Origin of the sequence: Marinoscillum luteum (assembly GCF_044005705.1) — a bacterium.
Taxonomy (GTDB): Bacteria; Bacteroidota; Bacteroidia; order Cytophagales; family Cyclobacteriaceae; genus Marinoscillum; species Marinoscillum luteum.
On the sequence record NZ_JBIPKE010000020.1, the window covers coordinates 686,450 to 702,428 of the forward strand.

At 44.9% G+C, this 15,979-nt stretch carries 7 protein-coding genes; all 7 read right to left on the bottom strand.

Going from position 1 to position 15,979, the window contains the following annotated elements; all coding sequences use genetic code 11:
• Nucleotides 1-19: 19 nt before the first annotated feature.
• Entirely contained in the window at nucleotides 20-1,495 is a 1,476-nt protein-coding gene (locus ACHKAR_RS20600; protein ID WP_395419309.1) for a RagB/SusD family nutrient uptake outer membrane protein, read from the bottom strand.
• 13 nt (nucleotides 1,496-1,508) lie between these two features.
• Nucleotides 1,509-4,637: a SusC/RagA family TonB-linked outer membrane protein gene (locus tag ACHKAR_RS20605; protein WP_395419310.1), complete on the bottom strand. Its 3,129-nt coding sequence runs from the start codon at nucleotides 4,635-4,637 to the stop codon at nucleotides 1,509-1,511.
• 65 nt (nucleotides 4,638-4,702) lie between these two features.
• Nucleotides 4,703-7,438 (bottom strand): T9SS type A sorting domain-containing protein, encoded by a 2,736-nt coding sequence (locus tag ACHKAR_RS20610; RefSeq protein ID WP_395419312.1) that lies wholly within the window; start codon nucleotides 7,436-7,438, stop codon nucleotides 4,703-4,705.
• Between the two features lie 174 nt (nucleotides 7,439-7,612).
• The gene (locus ACHKAR_RS20615) at nucleotides 7,613-11,782 is read right to left on the bottom strand and encodes a hybrid sensor histidine kinase/response regulator transcription factor (protein ID WP_395419314.1); all 4,170 of its coding nucleotides are present in this window, start codon (nucleotides 11,780-11,782) and stop codon (nucleotides 7,613-7,615) included.
• Nucleotides 11,783-11,876: 94 nt separating this feature from the next.
• Nucleotides 11,877-13,508, bottom strand: a complete 1,632-nt coding sequence (locus ACHKAR_RS20620) for a beta-N-acetylhexosaminidase (protein ID WP_395419316.1) — start codon at nucleotides 13,506-13,508, stop codon at nucleotides 11,877-11,879.
• Between the two features lie 573 nt (nucleotides 13,509-14,081).
• On the bottom strand, nucleotides 14,082-14,882 hold the full coding sequence (locus ACHKAR_RS20625; RefSeq protein WP_395419317.1) for a hypothetical protein: 801 nt from the start codon (nucleotides 14,880-14,882) through the stop codon (nucleotides 14,082-14,084).
• Nucleotides 14,883-14,966: 84 nt separating this feature from the next.
• A complete protein-coding gene (locus ACHKAR_RS20630) occupies nucleotides 14,967-15,971 on the bottom strand; it encodes a GRP family sugar transporter (RefSeq protein WP_395419319.1) in 1,005 nt (334 codons plus the stop codon).
• Between the last annotated feature and the right edge of the window lie 8 nt (nucleotides 15,972-15,979).

The window sequence follows — 15,979 nt, forward strand, 5'->3', positions numbered from 1 at the left end:
CGGGGCTCCTTGTTTTGGTTTATTTATTTAGCGGGTTGGGTTCCATATTAGGGTTGAGGTCCAACTCCTGTCGTGGAATTGGGTACACCCGATAGTCCTGTGTGACGGTCACGGGATTGGGATAATTCTGATCCACCAGATATTGGGTCATGGTACTTTCGAACACTCCATGTCGAATGAGGTCATCCTTGCGATGGCCTTCTCCGACCAACTCGAGCGCTCTTTCATTCAAAATGGCCGTTCGGAATGCTCCCTGATCAAGCCCAGTAGGCAAGCCCTCCAATCCTGCTCGATTTCGCACTGCATTGATCGCATTGTAGGCAACTCCCGTGGGGCCATTCAACTCATTTTCTACCTCAGCCTTCATCAGCAGTATATCCGCATATCTGAACACCGGCTGGTTAAGGGCCGAAGATGCGTAATTGGCCCATATGCTATTAGGTGCAGTGACATCCCGGCGAAATCCACTGTATTTGGTGAGGAGGGCAAAGCCTTTCCAATCTGCGGCAGTGCCATAATCCCGAACATAAGCGTAGTAAGCTCCTGACAAGTCATTCTCTATCACATCATTTCTTGCATCTGAGGGGTCTAGCATGTTGTAGATTTGGAGGGGGACACCCGTCTCTGACCATCCGGTATCATAGCCCCAAGGGGTAAAAAACTTGATATGGTGATTGGACTTATTGTACTCCGCACCCAGGGACATCACTACAAAAATAAACTCATTATCTTTTCTGTTTGATTCGTAAAAAAGCGCTCCATACTGCCCCTCAAACAAATCGTAAACTCCAAGATCGATCACCTGATCAATGTACCCTTCTGCGGAAGACCATTCCTTTTGACGAAACGCAATCTTAGCCAACAGGGTAAGGGCAGCACCACGAGTGGCCTTGCCCACACCATCCTGTACCGGAGGCAAATCCTCTGCTGCAGTTTCCAGGTCAGAGATGAGTTGTGCATAGACTTCTCCTTCGGGTGTGCGGCTTGGAAGCTCATTTGGATCACTGGTAGCTCCCAGCCTAAGTGGTACCGCACCAAACAGCCCTGTCAGATCAAAGTATGCAAGTGAACGAAGGAAAAGCGCTTCACCCATTAATGCTGCTTTGGCATCCGCCGAGGCAAAGCTGGACTCATCCATCCCCTCTATGAGTTCCAGTGCTGTATTGGCTCGATTGATCAACACATAGGCCGATGACCAAACCATGTCGGCATGGCTCTCGGTCCAGTGATATTGCTCCAGATTAGAGGTTCGGCCTTCCACCATCACATCGGTAATCCCATCATTAAGCTTGACCATCTGACCCGATCCGTAATAAAACCAACCTCCGGTCAGCATCTGGTTATAGATACCATCCACCAGGGCTCTCGCGTCAGACTCTGATACCAGCGTACTGGCACTCAGGCTGCCCTTGAGCTCTTCTGTAAGGTCATTTTCGCATGACAAGCAGGTCAAAGCGAGCAATATTGATAGTATTTTAATTCTTAAGCATTTCATGATTGACACGATTTTAAAATTTCACTTTTACCCCTACTGCATAAGACTTCTGGAGCGGGTATGAATATAGATCCACCCCTGAACCAATGTTCAAATTGGTGGTTGAATTGACCCTGGCACTCACTTCCGGATCAAAACCTGAATAATTAGTCCAGGTATATAGATTTGAAGCTGAGGCATATAGTCGCAGGTTTTGCACGAATTTCAATCCCATTTTATCGACCGGAAGGTCATAAGAGAGGGAGATGTTTTTCAATCGAATAAAGCTTGCGTCTTCCACCAGATCATCATTGACCCAGAACTGACCTGAGTGATTTCTAAATGGTCTGGTACCATCGGGTGTCTCAGGGGTCCAGCGCTCCAAAGCTGATTCCAGGCGGTTGGTTCTGTAGCCTATCTCTCTGTTGACATTGAGTACATCGGCATCAAATACACCACTGAAGAAAAAGGACAGCTGGAAGGATTTGTAGCTGATGGTATTGGTGAGTCCGGCCAGATATTTTGGAAAACCATGGCCCAGAATGGTTCTGTCGGCGGATGTGATGGCACTGTCTCCATCTATGTCATGATACAAGGCATCACCAGGAACCGCCGATGGTTGTAAATCGTCAGTTTCTCCTTCTTGCAACACTCCTCTCACTTTATAGCCATAGAATGAATTCACGGGAATGCCTTTTTGAATAATGGTGTAGGGTGCCCGATCCAACTGACCGATTGGCTTCAATTCAGCTCCTTCCAGAAACTCTGATCCTTCAGGAAGCAGTACTTCTTTGATTTCATTGCTATTGAAAGACACGTTGATGTCTGTCACCCAGCTAAAGTTTTTGGAGGTCACGTTGTTGCTGGAGAGTAGTATTTCGACCCCAGAGTTTTGAATACGCCCCACATTGGTGATGATGGATCCAAACCCCAGTGAGGGAGGCAACGACTTGGTGACAATGAGCTTGTCAGTGTTTTTCACATAGTAATCAAACTCAAGAACGATCCGATCTTTGAATAAGCCAATATCTGTACCAAGATCCATTTGAGTTGTCTCTTCCCATTGGAGGTTATCATTGCCCAAAACACTTGGCACCGTACCAATGGATTGATTATCGCCATCAAGGGTCACGGGGGCATTGGCCTGAAACTGAGTCTGTGCCAGACCTACTCTAAACCTTTCAGATCCAGTGATACCATAGCTGGCCCTTAGCTTCAGGTTGGATAACAGGGACTGACCGGACATAAAGGCTTCATTATGAACTTTCCATCCTACGGCAGCAGCCGGGAAATTTGCCCACTTATTGTTCGCCCCAAATTTAGATGATCCGTCTCGTCTAAAGGTAAGTGTCAGTAAGTAACGATCATCATAATCGTAAATGGCCCTGGACAAATAGGAAATCAATTTGCGCTCACTGGTTCCTGAAGATGGCGTAGTGGGAATGGCTCCCGCCTGCAGGGCATTCCATCCGAGGGTATTGGTGGTAAAATCCCGAGCTCCTGCTCTGAAACTCTCATAAATAACCTTTTGGTTGGTATAACCTGCCAGTAAATTCAAACCATGTTTACCGAGGCGCTTTTGATAGTTTATCGTCCCTTCAAACAACAAATCATAAGACTGGTTATTAGTAAGGGCAGCTTCTCCTGGCTGCAAAGTGCCTGCCACTATGTGGCTTTCCTGAGAGAGGTATCCATACTCTTTGCCATTAAACATGCGGCTGCCCCCCAGCGCTTTGACTTTCAGCCCCTCTAGTACTTCCAACTCCACAAATCCAGTAGAAAGGATGTAAGTCGACTTGGCCTCATTGTCTGATGCTTCTATCGTTTGTAGTGGACTAATGGGCCTGGTACCACCCAGTAGTTGGATTTCCGTTTCGGTGAGGTTATCTAGTCTATTGGGGACGAATGGACGAGCATCAGCGAAAATATTTCTAAGAATATTTGTCTGAAGGTTGCTGGCATTGAATCCCAGAAAGTTGGTATTGGTGTACGTGATACCTGTGTTCAGACCAAAGGTCAACTTATCATCAAACATCCTTTGGTTTAAGTTGATCCGGGTATTGTATCTTGAAAACTCAGTGCTGGGCACTACACCTTGCTGGTTGAAATATCCAGCAGAAAAATATACCCGAGAATTCTCCTTGCCAGAGCTTATTCCCAGCTGATGGTTGACCGTAGCTCCATCTCTAAAAGCTTCCTGGAGCCAATTGGTGCTTCCAAAATACTGCTCTAATGAATCTATTCTGGATGGTGAATACATCTCCATTGCACCATTTACACGCTGGATGAGGTTATCATTTTCTGTAAACGCCCTGGTGCCTAGAAACTCGTAGGCATCCAGATTAGAAACCACCTGCTGACCGTACTCCGCATTGTAGTCGATATTGACTGCACCGGATTTACCCTGCTTGGTGGTGATAATGATCACTCCATTGGCACCTCTAGTGCCATAAATAGCGGCGGCCGAAGCATCTTTGAGTACCTCTATCGACTTGATATTGCTGGGATTGATGCTGTTATCCAGGTTATCCATAGGGAAGCCATCCACCACATATATTGGCTGATTGTCGTTTTGAATAGAGTTATTTCCGCGAACCCTGATGACGAAATTCCCACCTGGCTCTGCACTCTGAGTAGAAATCTGTATCCCGGTGGTACGGCCCTGCACCAGCTGCTCCACACTGGAAATACTTCCCACATTGAAGTCTTCCTCACTCAATGATGACACAGCCCCTGTAAGATCCTTTTTCTGTTGGGTACCATAGCCGATGACCACCACTTCATCCAACTCCTGTAAGTTTTCCTCCAGAGCAACGTCAATTACAGACCTGTAATTAACCTTAACCTCTCTGGTAATAAACCCCACATAGGAGAAAATCAGGGCAGCATTGTCTGGTACCTGGAGTCGGTAATTACCATCTACATCAGTAATGGTCCCTGAACTGGCATCTTTCACCACCACACTCACCCCAGGAAGTCCCTCTCCTTTTGAGTCGGTTACTCGGCCAGATACCGAAATATCCAACACCTGAGCAGGTACCTTGATCTTCTCTCCCTCAACTGACGGTAATCCTTCAGCTAACCCTATACCACACAGCAGGCACATGATGCAGGTCAGCACCATTTTGATGGGTATGACTATATTTTGTATTCTTCTTTTCATGATTTCAATATTTTATCGACAATAGACTTTACCAGAGCTGGTTCTTAGTGAGTTCTGATTTTCCTCTACTGGCGATGGATCACTAACTTTCGACCAATCTGTTCGCCATTTTTCAAGATCACGGATACCATATACATTCCGTTTTTGAGTCCTGATATATCCACCTGATTCACTTCGAGGGATGTAAAATCCTCACCGTCTTTGATCAAAACCACCTTACCATTGATGTCATAAATCATAAGATCGTGAATTTGGGACTCAATTTCCAGATCAATTCTCAGGAAGTTATCTGCCGGATTGGGATAAATCGTGAGAGCAGCAACCTCCTTGGACGGAATGGGCACCACATCGGCATTACGGGCGCTACCGGAGCCTTCCACCAGTTCAAAATCATCCACATAAAGGTTGTTTCCCGGACTCTCATTGTAGACCACAACTACCACAGAGTTGTCATTTGCACCAGTGGTAAAGGTGTTTTGAATTAACGAATAGCTGGTTCCGGCATTGATGGTCACGCTATATTCAGAGGAGGGTCCGTTATAATCCTCAACGATCAGGTATCCTGTAGAACCAGATGAAGCCGCCTTGGCAAATGCCGATATCGTGTATTCAGTATTTGGCTGGAGTCCTGTAAAAGTGCGCTGCACGAGATTATCATAAACGATCTCACCGGCGTAGGTTCCAGTACGGGCATTGCCGGAAATTCGGCCATTTCCTAAATAGCCCCAAACCCACGGGGAATCACCTTCTTCGAAACTCATGTTATCAAACTGGTATTCCACGAGCCCCACTATCTCCATTATTTCAAAATCATCTACAAACAAATCATTTCCCACGGATTCATTGTATACCGAGATTTGGGCTGATGTATCTGAAGCCCCTGTGGTGAAGGTATTTTCGAAGATGTTGTAAATGGAGTCAGTGCTGGCCGTGATGCTGATCTGAGAGCTGGCTCCGTCAAAATCACTGGCAATGAGGTATGCCGTACCGCCCGAGGAGGAGGTCTTGAGATAAGCCGACACTTTGTAGGTGCTATTGGGCTTCAACTCACCAAACGTCCTGATCACCTGATTATCATAGACGACCTTACCGGCATAGGTGCCTGAATACGGGTTTTCTGCCACTCTTCCATTGCCCAGGTAACCCCATGTCCAGGGACTATCACCCTCTTCGAAACCCAGATTTGCCGCCACTAATCCAGGCGAATGCAGCACCTCTGTCAGTTCGAAATCATCTACAAACAGATCATTGCCGGCAGATTCATTATAAACTGATATAGCAACGGAATTGTCACTGGCGCCAGTGGTGAAGGTCACCGACTGAGTCTGATAAGTAGTGCCCGCATTCACTGTGGTACTTTGATAAGCACTAGCTCCATCATAATCTTCTAAGATGATGTAAGACACTGACCCGATATTCGCAGCCTTTACACCTACTGACAGTACATACTGCTGATTGGGCTTCAGACCTGTAACGGTCCTGGCTACTTGATTGTCATAGACTATCTTACCAGAATAAGTGCCTGTTTGTGCATTGCTGGAAACACGTCCATTGCCCAGGTAACCCCAAACCCACGGTGAGTCACCATCCTCAAAGCCGCCATTGGCCAGTAAATTGGACTGATTGGTACCTGTATCCCACCATCCAGCATTGGCATTGGGAGAACTATCTACAGTTAGGTCCACAAAATTTGTCCCTCCGGGAGGAGGCCCCACACTATCAATGCCTGCACCATCAAACCAATGTGCAATGTACCCATCTGAGTGTATGGCTATCCGATCAAAAGAGGCATATTGCTCGAATACCCCCCGGGCACTGTCCATGTCGGACTCAAACAAGTTGAACCGGGTATTGTCATCTTCGGCATAGATCTCGTCAGCATAGGTTTCATACTCAGAACCTTCCCACAGCCCAAGGATGTCATCTGTTTCTATACCAACGGAAACAAACTTTTTACCCGGCAAGGAATCTGCCCAATGTAGCAGTCTTGACCCGAAAAAGATGAAGTTGTTATTGTTGCTGGTATAATTCATCATGGCCGCATGATGAGCATTTTTTATGTAGTGATAAGCCACATAATTATTTTCACCTTCATAAGTGATCGTCTCATAGCTTACCCATGATGGACGGAGTGCCGCTGAATGATAGAACGGACGCGCACCCTGACTTTTGAGTACCACATTCCAGGCATCTGCTCTCTGAGTGGCCGTCTTACAATAATCGAGGTAAGGAACATGGAACCGCTCACTCTTGGGCTCCTGGTCAAACTGAACCCCATGAAACCCACCATTGGGATGACGCTGATTAAATTTACCAACAGCATCCATGATCTGGTTCGCCGCTGTGATATGTTCATTATTGGGCACATTGCCCATAGTATCCACTGAGGCCATCAGAGATCCATCTGGCCTATACAGATAATTACCTTCCTCATCAGTCTCTATGAACGCCCAGTTATAATAGAGCGCCCAAACCTTGACTCCTCTGGCATTTGCTTTGGTAATAAAAGCCGCCAGGGAATCCTGGTAAGCCAGAGATCCAATTTCAGAGTCATTCTTGAGAGAAGATGACCACTGCCACTCAGGTATGCAATACATGTACACTTCTGAGATGGACTTATTGGCACAGAAATCCAAATAAGCATCCTGAACCTCAGCACTGGAGGTTCCAAGATTTCGCCAGGACCAGTGTCCACGGCGAACTGACTTATCCAACAAATCCCAGTCATTGTGGGCGGTGTTCTGAGCGAAACCGCCATAAGTGCTTAATGCTAAAAAGAGGTAAAATAAATACTTTCTCATACTTTAGTTTTTTTGGTTTGGTAGTCACTCCCGAGGGAGTCAGACAGACACCATTTGGTATCCGTTCACCGAACAAACTACGCCAAAAAACGAGGGAAAAGCTGGGGGGCATTGTTGCGAAAATAAGGGGTAAATGTTTCTGTAATCCCTTCACAAAGCCTTTACAATAGGTTTTCACTTGCGATTCAGCTCTGAGGGTTTGCTCCCCGCCTTATAATCGGATGGGGTAACCCCGAAATGCTCCTTAAAGGAGTTTCTAAAATGTTTCACATCGTTGAGGCCCACCTCATAGCAGATTTGCGTGAGGTTGCCAAAATTCTTCTCTATCAAATAGGCTGCTTGTTTCATTCTGATTTTTTTAATGAAAGCATTAGCCGAACAACCGGTCAGGTTCTTCATCTTTCGAAAGAGCACAGTGCGGCTCAGATTCAATTGATCCGCCAGCATCTCTGTGGTGAATGATTCGTTTTTCAGATTGTTTTCTACCAAATCTATGGCTTGCTGGAGGAAACGCTCATCTTCAGAATTGACTGTAATGTCTTTCGGCTCCACATGAGGTTCCATCGCAAAGCGATCCCGTAGAATCTTGCGAGATGTAATGATACTTTTGATATGGCTTTTTAACACTTCTCCGTTAAACGGCTTGGTCATATAGGCATCAGCACCAAATTCATAACCTTCAACCTGATGTTCATCAGAGGTTTTGGCTGACAATAGAATAATCGGTATATGAGAGGTGATATAATTGGATTTCAACTGTCGACATAGCTCGTACCCGTCCATGATCGGCATCACCACATCGCTAATCACTATATCAGGCTGGAGTTCCCGGGCCAATTCGAGACCTTCCTGACCATTTTTAGCCATAAAGACCCTGTAGTCAGTATTGAATACCCGCTTGAGCAAGGTGAGAACCTCCGCATTATCTTCAACAATCAGTACGGTAAAAACCAGCTCAACATCGCCTGGATCATTTTCGTGCACCTCCGTTTCTAACAGATCCGGCCACCCATTGAGCTCACGATGCTGGTTCCCTTCGGTGAGTTCCATGTTTTCATCTGGTATATAATCTGCGATGTGGTCTTTGGAAGCTGGAAGAACAACCCTAAATGTAGTACCCTGACCGAGTTCGCTTTCTACAGAAATCATCCCCTGCTGTATTTCCACAAGCCTTTGTGTAAAGGCCAACCCGATTCCTGAACCCTGAAAGTGTTCTTCTCCTTCCGAGTTTACCTGATAAAACCGCCTGAAGATTCCTTCGAGATTTGCCTTGTCTATGCCTCGTCCGGTGTCCTTCACTTCCAAAATCATTACTTTCTTGATTTCTTTATTGCCTAAATGCCCCTTATTATCCGTCACCAGAAGGGTCACTCTGACTGTGCCTCCGGAATCTGAAAATTTCAAGGCATTTGAAATCAGGTTAAATAGAATTTTTTCCAGCTTATCTTCATCATACCAGCAGTACTGACCTGAAAAGTCACTGTGGAACTCTATTTTTTTGGACTGGCGCTCGGCAGAATAGCGGAAAAAATTAATGACTTCATCGATTTGCTCATTGACATCTACTTTGGAAACACTCACTCCAAGGCTGTCATTCTCGATCTTTCGAAAGTCCAAAAGCTGATTGATAAGCATGAGGAGTTTTTGTGTGTTTTGATAGATCGCATTGAGTGGGCTACCCCATCTCACATCTGTGGCCTTAGCTACTACCAGTTCATCCAAATAACCTTTAATCAAGGTAAGCGGAGTTCTTAGCTCATGGGAAATATTGGTAAAAAACCTGAGTTTGGTTTGTGTGAGTTCATGCTCTTTGGCTTTCTCTATTTTGGCTATTTTCAACTCATTGTTAGATTTTATGATCCGGTGGATCAGGTACAAAATCCCTATTAAAGCCAAAATGTAGATGATCCTTGCTTCTGTGGATTGCAAAAAATGAGGAAGGATGATCACTTCTACCTCAGCCCCGTTATTGCTTGTCTGTGATTCCTTTTTTACCAAAAACCGATATGTTCCAGGGTCCAGGTTGGTATATGATGCCTCGTTGCTGTTGGTTTTGATCCATTGTTTATCAAATCCCTCCAACTTATACTGAAAGTGGTCAATGTGATTGCTCTTGTAGTTGAGGGTGGAAAAACGAAACGAAATCGAATTCTCGTCACTGGCCAGTTCAATTCTTTCAGTCTGAGAGATATCATCTGCGAGGAGGACCCTGCCAGCTATGACTTCTCCATGACTGACCGTTTGGTTTAGCAACCGAAACTGGGTCAACCTCACCGGAAAATTAGTTTCCGAGAACGTAATGCTATCAGGATGAATGATGTTTAGCCCGAGAATACTCCCGAAATAAATAAAGCCTTCCCGATCTTTGAGTATGGATCGGGGATTAAAGGAGTATGACTGTAGGTTGTTTGTAAGATCAAAGTTGTAAAATCGCTCAGTCTGCTTTTGCAGACACGAAATTCCGTATTTGGTTCCCATCCAGATCTGTCCATTGTCTGCCGCAATGATGGATTTAATATTATCATCCGCCAGTCCGTCGGTTTGATCATAAATCAAAAACCGGTCTGCCCCGAGTGGCGAACTGTAGGAGATTTTGTTAAGTCCTCGCATGGTAGCCACCCAGATAACTCCATCACTTTCTACTATCTGATTGACTTCATTGTGGGATAATGAATGATCATTGTCAGGATCATGTTGCAATCGCACGAAGGAATCGACTCCTATATTTTTGACGGCTATCCCATTGTTGGTCCCGACCCATAGCCGCCCTGAACTGTCGGAAAACAAACAGTAAACCGCATTGCTATTCAGCGAAGAAGAATCCCCCTCTATATTCCTGTATCGTTTGGTGGTTTTTTCCTGATTATTGATCTTGAGTAAACCGTTCGTTCTGGTGGCCATCCAGAAATTACCATCCGGAGTCTCTATGGCATCGGCTATTCTGTCGACAGACTGATTTTCAATCCAGGTAATCTTACTCAGGTGCCCCTCACGTGTGTCGTATTTGTACCAACCCTTTACCGAAATATTGATCCACAGATTATCCCTGGAGTCCTTGAACAAAAAATCCACAGGGCCCAGACCTGAGAGTTCTCTTACTTTTTCAAATTCCTCCCGCACGCCTGACTTGGGCAGGTAGGTGGATCGGTAAACCCCGCGTCGTGAAGTGGCTAGCCATATAGTTTGGTTATGGGTTTCCACTATCGACACCACGCTCTTCTGGCTTTTCATATCAGCCTCATCATCGAGCAGTGTGGGCCTCATAAACTGATTTCTGCCCGGATGCACTACAGCAATATCATTACCGAAGGTGCCTAACCAGATGTTTTCCTGTCTGTCCTTAAAGAGTGAAATGATGATATCATTTGGGATGCTGTTCTTGCTGTCCCGATTGTATTGGAAATTTTGGAAGGTTTCAGTGGTCGGATCAAAGTTATAGAGCCCCAACCCGTAGGAAGCGATCCAAATGATCCCATCACTGGTCCGCACCGCCTTGTAAAACGCACTTGGCTGACTATCCTGGGCTTTCCAGTTGTGAAACTGTAGTACCTCAGAAAACTTCGTATCCATCTGTAACCGGGACAGCCCATCCTCCCAGGACGTCAACCAGACTGACTTGGTTTTCTGATCTACTTCAATATCTGAATATCGGATTTTGACATCAGCACTCTCCTTTCTGATGGGCCAAATGTGTCGAAAAACATCGTCTGAGGCCATTCTATAGACACCAAGATCCTTAATCGAAACCCATAGCGCATCTTCTGAAGTCTTCAGTGACTCGATGGTAGAATTCTCAAAATAGGTACTTAGCAGGGGCCGATCCTCCAGGTTATGACTCCACGATATCTTGGTCAACCCCTCTTCCAAAGTGCCCACCCAAATATCGCCACCCTGATCCTCCGTGAGGCGATAGGCCCACTTATTCTGCAGCAGAGAGTAGGTACTACTGCCATCGACACCCTGAAACAGAACGTATTTGGAACTAGATAAATCAATGCACGAAACTCCCCTTTGGTGGGCAATCCACAAGTGTCCTGAGGATGATCTTACAATTTCTTCAATGCCCTGAATCCTTAGATGGAGATCCGGCTCATTGACGGGGTGAAAAGGCATCAGTGTGTAGCCATCATACTTTATTACCCCTTCGTAAGTGGCAATCCAGATAAACCCAGCCTCATCCTGAATCAGATCGGACACATCGGTCACCGGTTGATCAAGGGTATGAATGCGATTAATATCAGGCTGTGCACCTAGCTCCAATACAAAAAGCCCCATGCCAAAGGCAAGGAGCATTTGCTGTAGTGCTTTGTTGATCCCGCTAATTACCAAGTCAATTGTGACCATTCCATTTTCAGTTAAGCCCTCACACAGGTTCATCACATCATAAAATAATCATTTTTATTAAAGTGAGGTAATATGGCTTAGGTCAATTCTTAGACTAGTTGCTTTTCTCAACGGACTGGGCTATCGGGATTGGGGCAAAATAAATTCCTCTCCCCTCCCAGCCTTTGCTGTACACTTCCAAACTGGAGAGAAATCTGGTGTAATCTTTTTGCTTCACATTGGTCCACCCTACCTCTGCATAGGCGGCAATCCTCGGGAAAATCTGATAATGCAATTGCCCTTTACTCGGAGCCCATTCTGTCCACATCTGACAGCCCAGGCCAATAACCTTATCATGGTACTGGGGCTGCAGACCATCCGGAACTGGATTGTATTCATAAGCCATCTGCAGAGGGATATTTCTGTAGGCGTAATTTAGATAGGTATTGGAGTGCAATGAATTGACAATGTCATAGTCAGAAGAAGCCGCCTCGGTAGCCATAGCCAGATCTCCTTTCCAGAAGTGCACCACCGACTCTTTGGCAAGCTCCTGGTCGGATTGAGTGTCTGATTCATCCTGATAGTGATGCAAATTCAATCCCAAAATCTCATTCCACCCCATCATACGACGACCCTTGCTCTGAAGGTAAGCCGATATGTTGTTGGTAAAATGCACCTGTAATTCTGCCGGGGTTGAAAGTCCCTGCTCTGCCATATATGCCTGAATGGAGGGGGATTCTTTCCACTGATCATATTTTACCTCGTCGCCACCAATGTGAATGACTTCAGAAGGAAACAAGTCCATAATTTCATCGAGCACATCATGCAAAAACTGAATAACTTTAGGATCTGACACGTCGTAGACGTTGTAGAACACCCCAAAGGTGGTGGGTACATCAATTTTCTCCTTGGAGGCCCCCAACCAGGAGTATGACGCAATGGCGGCACTGGCATGACCGGGCATTTCGATCTCTGGCACCACAGTAATTTGCCTTTCAGCGGCATATTGTACTATCTCCCTGATCTCCTCCTGGGTGTAGTATCCGGAATGACGCTCCCCTGTTTGTATAGGACTGTCATATTTTTCAGGACCCACCTGTGTACTCGACCGGGTACTTCCAATTTGTGTTAACAGAGGGTATTTCTTGATTTCAACTCTCCAGCCCTGATCATCCACCAGATGCCAGTGAAAAACATTCATTTTCAGTCGTGCCATTTCATCCAGAAGAACTTTCACCCCTTCTTTCCCACGAAAATGTCTGGACTCATCCAACATGAACGCCCGCCAGCTAAATCTGGGACCATCAACTATGCGCATATTTTTAAGGACAACTCCCTGAGAAGAATTCACGTTATCGGGAATCAATTGCTTCAAGGTCTGGATGCTATAGAACCACCCTGTGGCACCTGATGCTATAAGTTTCACTTCGTTTTTCTGGATGTTAATCTCATATTCCTCCCGACCAAATGCCGGTTTCTTTTCAAACACTATATTTTTACTTGCTTTGACCTGCAGCACAGGCACCCCCACGTCCTGCAGATAAACATGCAGATCTTCAGCCAGCCCTTTGCTTTCTTTACCAGATATGATCCCGGTAGTCTGATCCAACAAAAAGTCTCCCTTGAGCAATTCTATTTTATTGGGATAGGGTAAAATATTAGCTACCTGTCCAAAGCATAGACCTGACAGTAGGATGAGATACGCATATAGATGACCCCTGAATATGTTTAGCGTGTGGTTCCCCATGATGATTTCTTAAAATTGAGTTGAAAATTATTTCTAACAAAAAACGGGGTATTGACCATTAATTGAAGGGGGTAAGTGTTGCGTTTATAAGGGGGGGATGTTTCTTTTTGGATTGATCGATCCAATAAATATATTAAATCCTGGAATACCATTGTGGTCAACAGCGTGAACATGTGTTTAACCCTCTCATCTACGAGCGCGAGAAACATAAGGCTGCGAAAGGCCTGGATCAGCGTAAGTTCAATTCAAAGAAGTGAAAAACCTGATCGCCTCTTTAAAATGAAACGCTGACTATTTCAGGAAACTTCAGAATAAGTTAGAACGAGACCATAGGCTCGATAAGGCTCCCCAAACAAAAAAGCCACTCCTGAGAGTGGCTTTTTGTACTATGAAGGGACCTATGCTTTACTACGATAATTAAGTAGCTACATATCCTTTGTAGAACTTTTTTCAATTCAAAAGGAGTGACTTTGGGGGATAATGACAACCATAAACCGGACTAAACATAAATACATTCATCCCATTAACTTCCCTCCAAATCAAACCTCATTGATGCTAGTAATGGTTGAGTAATTAATCCTCATAATAAGTATATGCCCATGACTCTGAAAAAGGACCGCCACTGCTAGTGCCATTTTTGGTCTGTGTGGCGACTCTGTTTTGCTCATCAAAAGTATACACAAACTTTGCTGTAAACGCGGAGGAAGGATCCTCGGCAATCTTACGAAGGTAGCCATCAGCCAGTTTGGCACTCTGCTTACCGAATGTACCGCCCACATTTTTCCACTCTGAGTCCACTTGATAGATTTGATGGATGCCACTCAGGTTGTCACCAATTGTATACGTGAATTCACGGTCTTCTCGTACCGTACCGTCATCATTGTAGCGGATTCTGTTGGTAACATTTCCTTCCGAAATCACCAGGTCATACTTCAAATGATCGACACCACCATAGTGCTCAACAACCTTGATCATTTGTCCATCTGAGTTGTATTCGTAACCTTCCCATTCGGTTCCCTCATCATTCCATAGCTCCTTGATTACCAATCCTTCAGCATTTAGAATATATACGGTTGAACTCTCTCCTCTGGTAATAGTGAGTTGATTGGCAACAGAATAGTCATAAACGGTTGTTCCATCTGACTCTCCATTCCAAAAAACATCAATACTCGCTATACGATCATTGTCGTCATAGTTAAATTGCCACGACTCAACCTCCTCTCCAGCACCTCCTGAATAATCAATAGAGATTGTCTTAATTAATGATGGTTCTACAATGACAGGATCCCCTCCTTCGTCATCTTTACACGAACTCATAAATATTGTACTAGCTCCAAGTACAATAGCACTCATAAACATCAGATACTTTTTCATAATTTAATCGTTTAATCGGGTTAAAAATTATTTTAAATACACGCTACTTATTATCCATATAAAGCTGATTCATCAATACTTATATTAATTTCCTCCAGACAGTATGATGAGCACAAGTCCGGAAATAAAGAGCAGGAACATTAAGAACAAAAGCATATTCACTGACCTGCCACCTCCTTTAAATTCTTTCCATATAAATACTCCCCAAAGCGCCGCAACCATTGTAGCTCCTTGTCCGAGTCCATAGGATATTGCGGTACCTGCTTTACCGGCAGAAAGAATACTTAAAATCATTCCAAGCCCCCAGATCAATCCACCGATTACCCCTACCAGATGTGTGGAGAAGCTCCCTTTAAAGTATTCATTGTAGGTAACAGGCTGTCCGACAAAGGGCCTTTTCATGATGATTGTATTGAAAAGGAAATTGCTGATGAAAATACCGATCGCAAAAATGAAGAAGGCAGTATAAGGCGTTGCCAATCCTGCCAATGGTGCTTCAAAACTATTGACATCCATAGCAGCAGCAACAAACCGATAGAAGAAAGACATGAGTACTCCTGCGATTAAGGCAAGCCAGATTCCCTTTGACGATGATTTTTTACCATCCTTTGTCATTTTTCCTGAAGCAATTCCATTCAAAATGATAGCAATCATGATCAATGCCACACCGATGAAAAGCATAACAGGATCGCCTTTGGGTGCACTCACGTAATTCACTATCACCCCCAACACCAAGGCTATTCCGACACCCAGGGGAAATGCCACCGCCATGCCGGCTATTGAAATGGATGCTGAAAGAAGAATATTGGAAGCATTGAAAATAACACCTCCTATAATTGCGCTCCAGATGGTGCTGCTACTCAGCTGTCCCAAGTCCTCAACAAATCCCCGACCTTGATCACCTGTGCTTCCCAATGTCAAACCAAAAAGAACGGATAGGATGAGGATTCCTATGACGTAATCCCAATAGAACAATTCAAAGCGCCAGGTCTTTGCCGCCAATTTCTGAGTATTGCCCCATGACCCCCAACACAGCATAGTGATGATGGTAAAGAACACTGCAATCGAGTAACTACTAATAATGTACATAGGTCTAT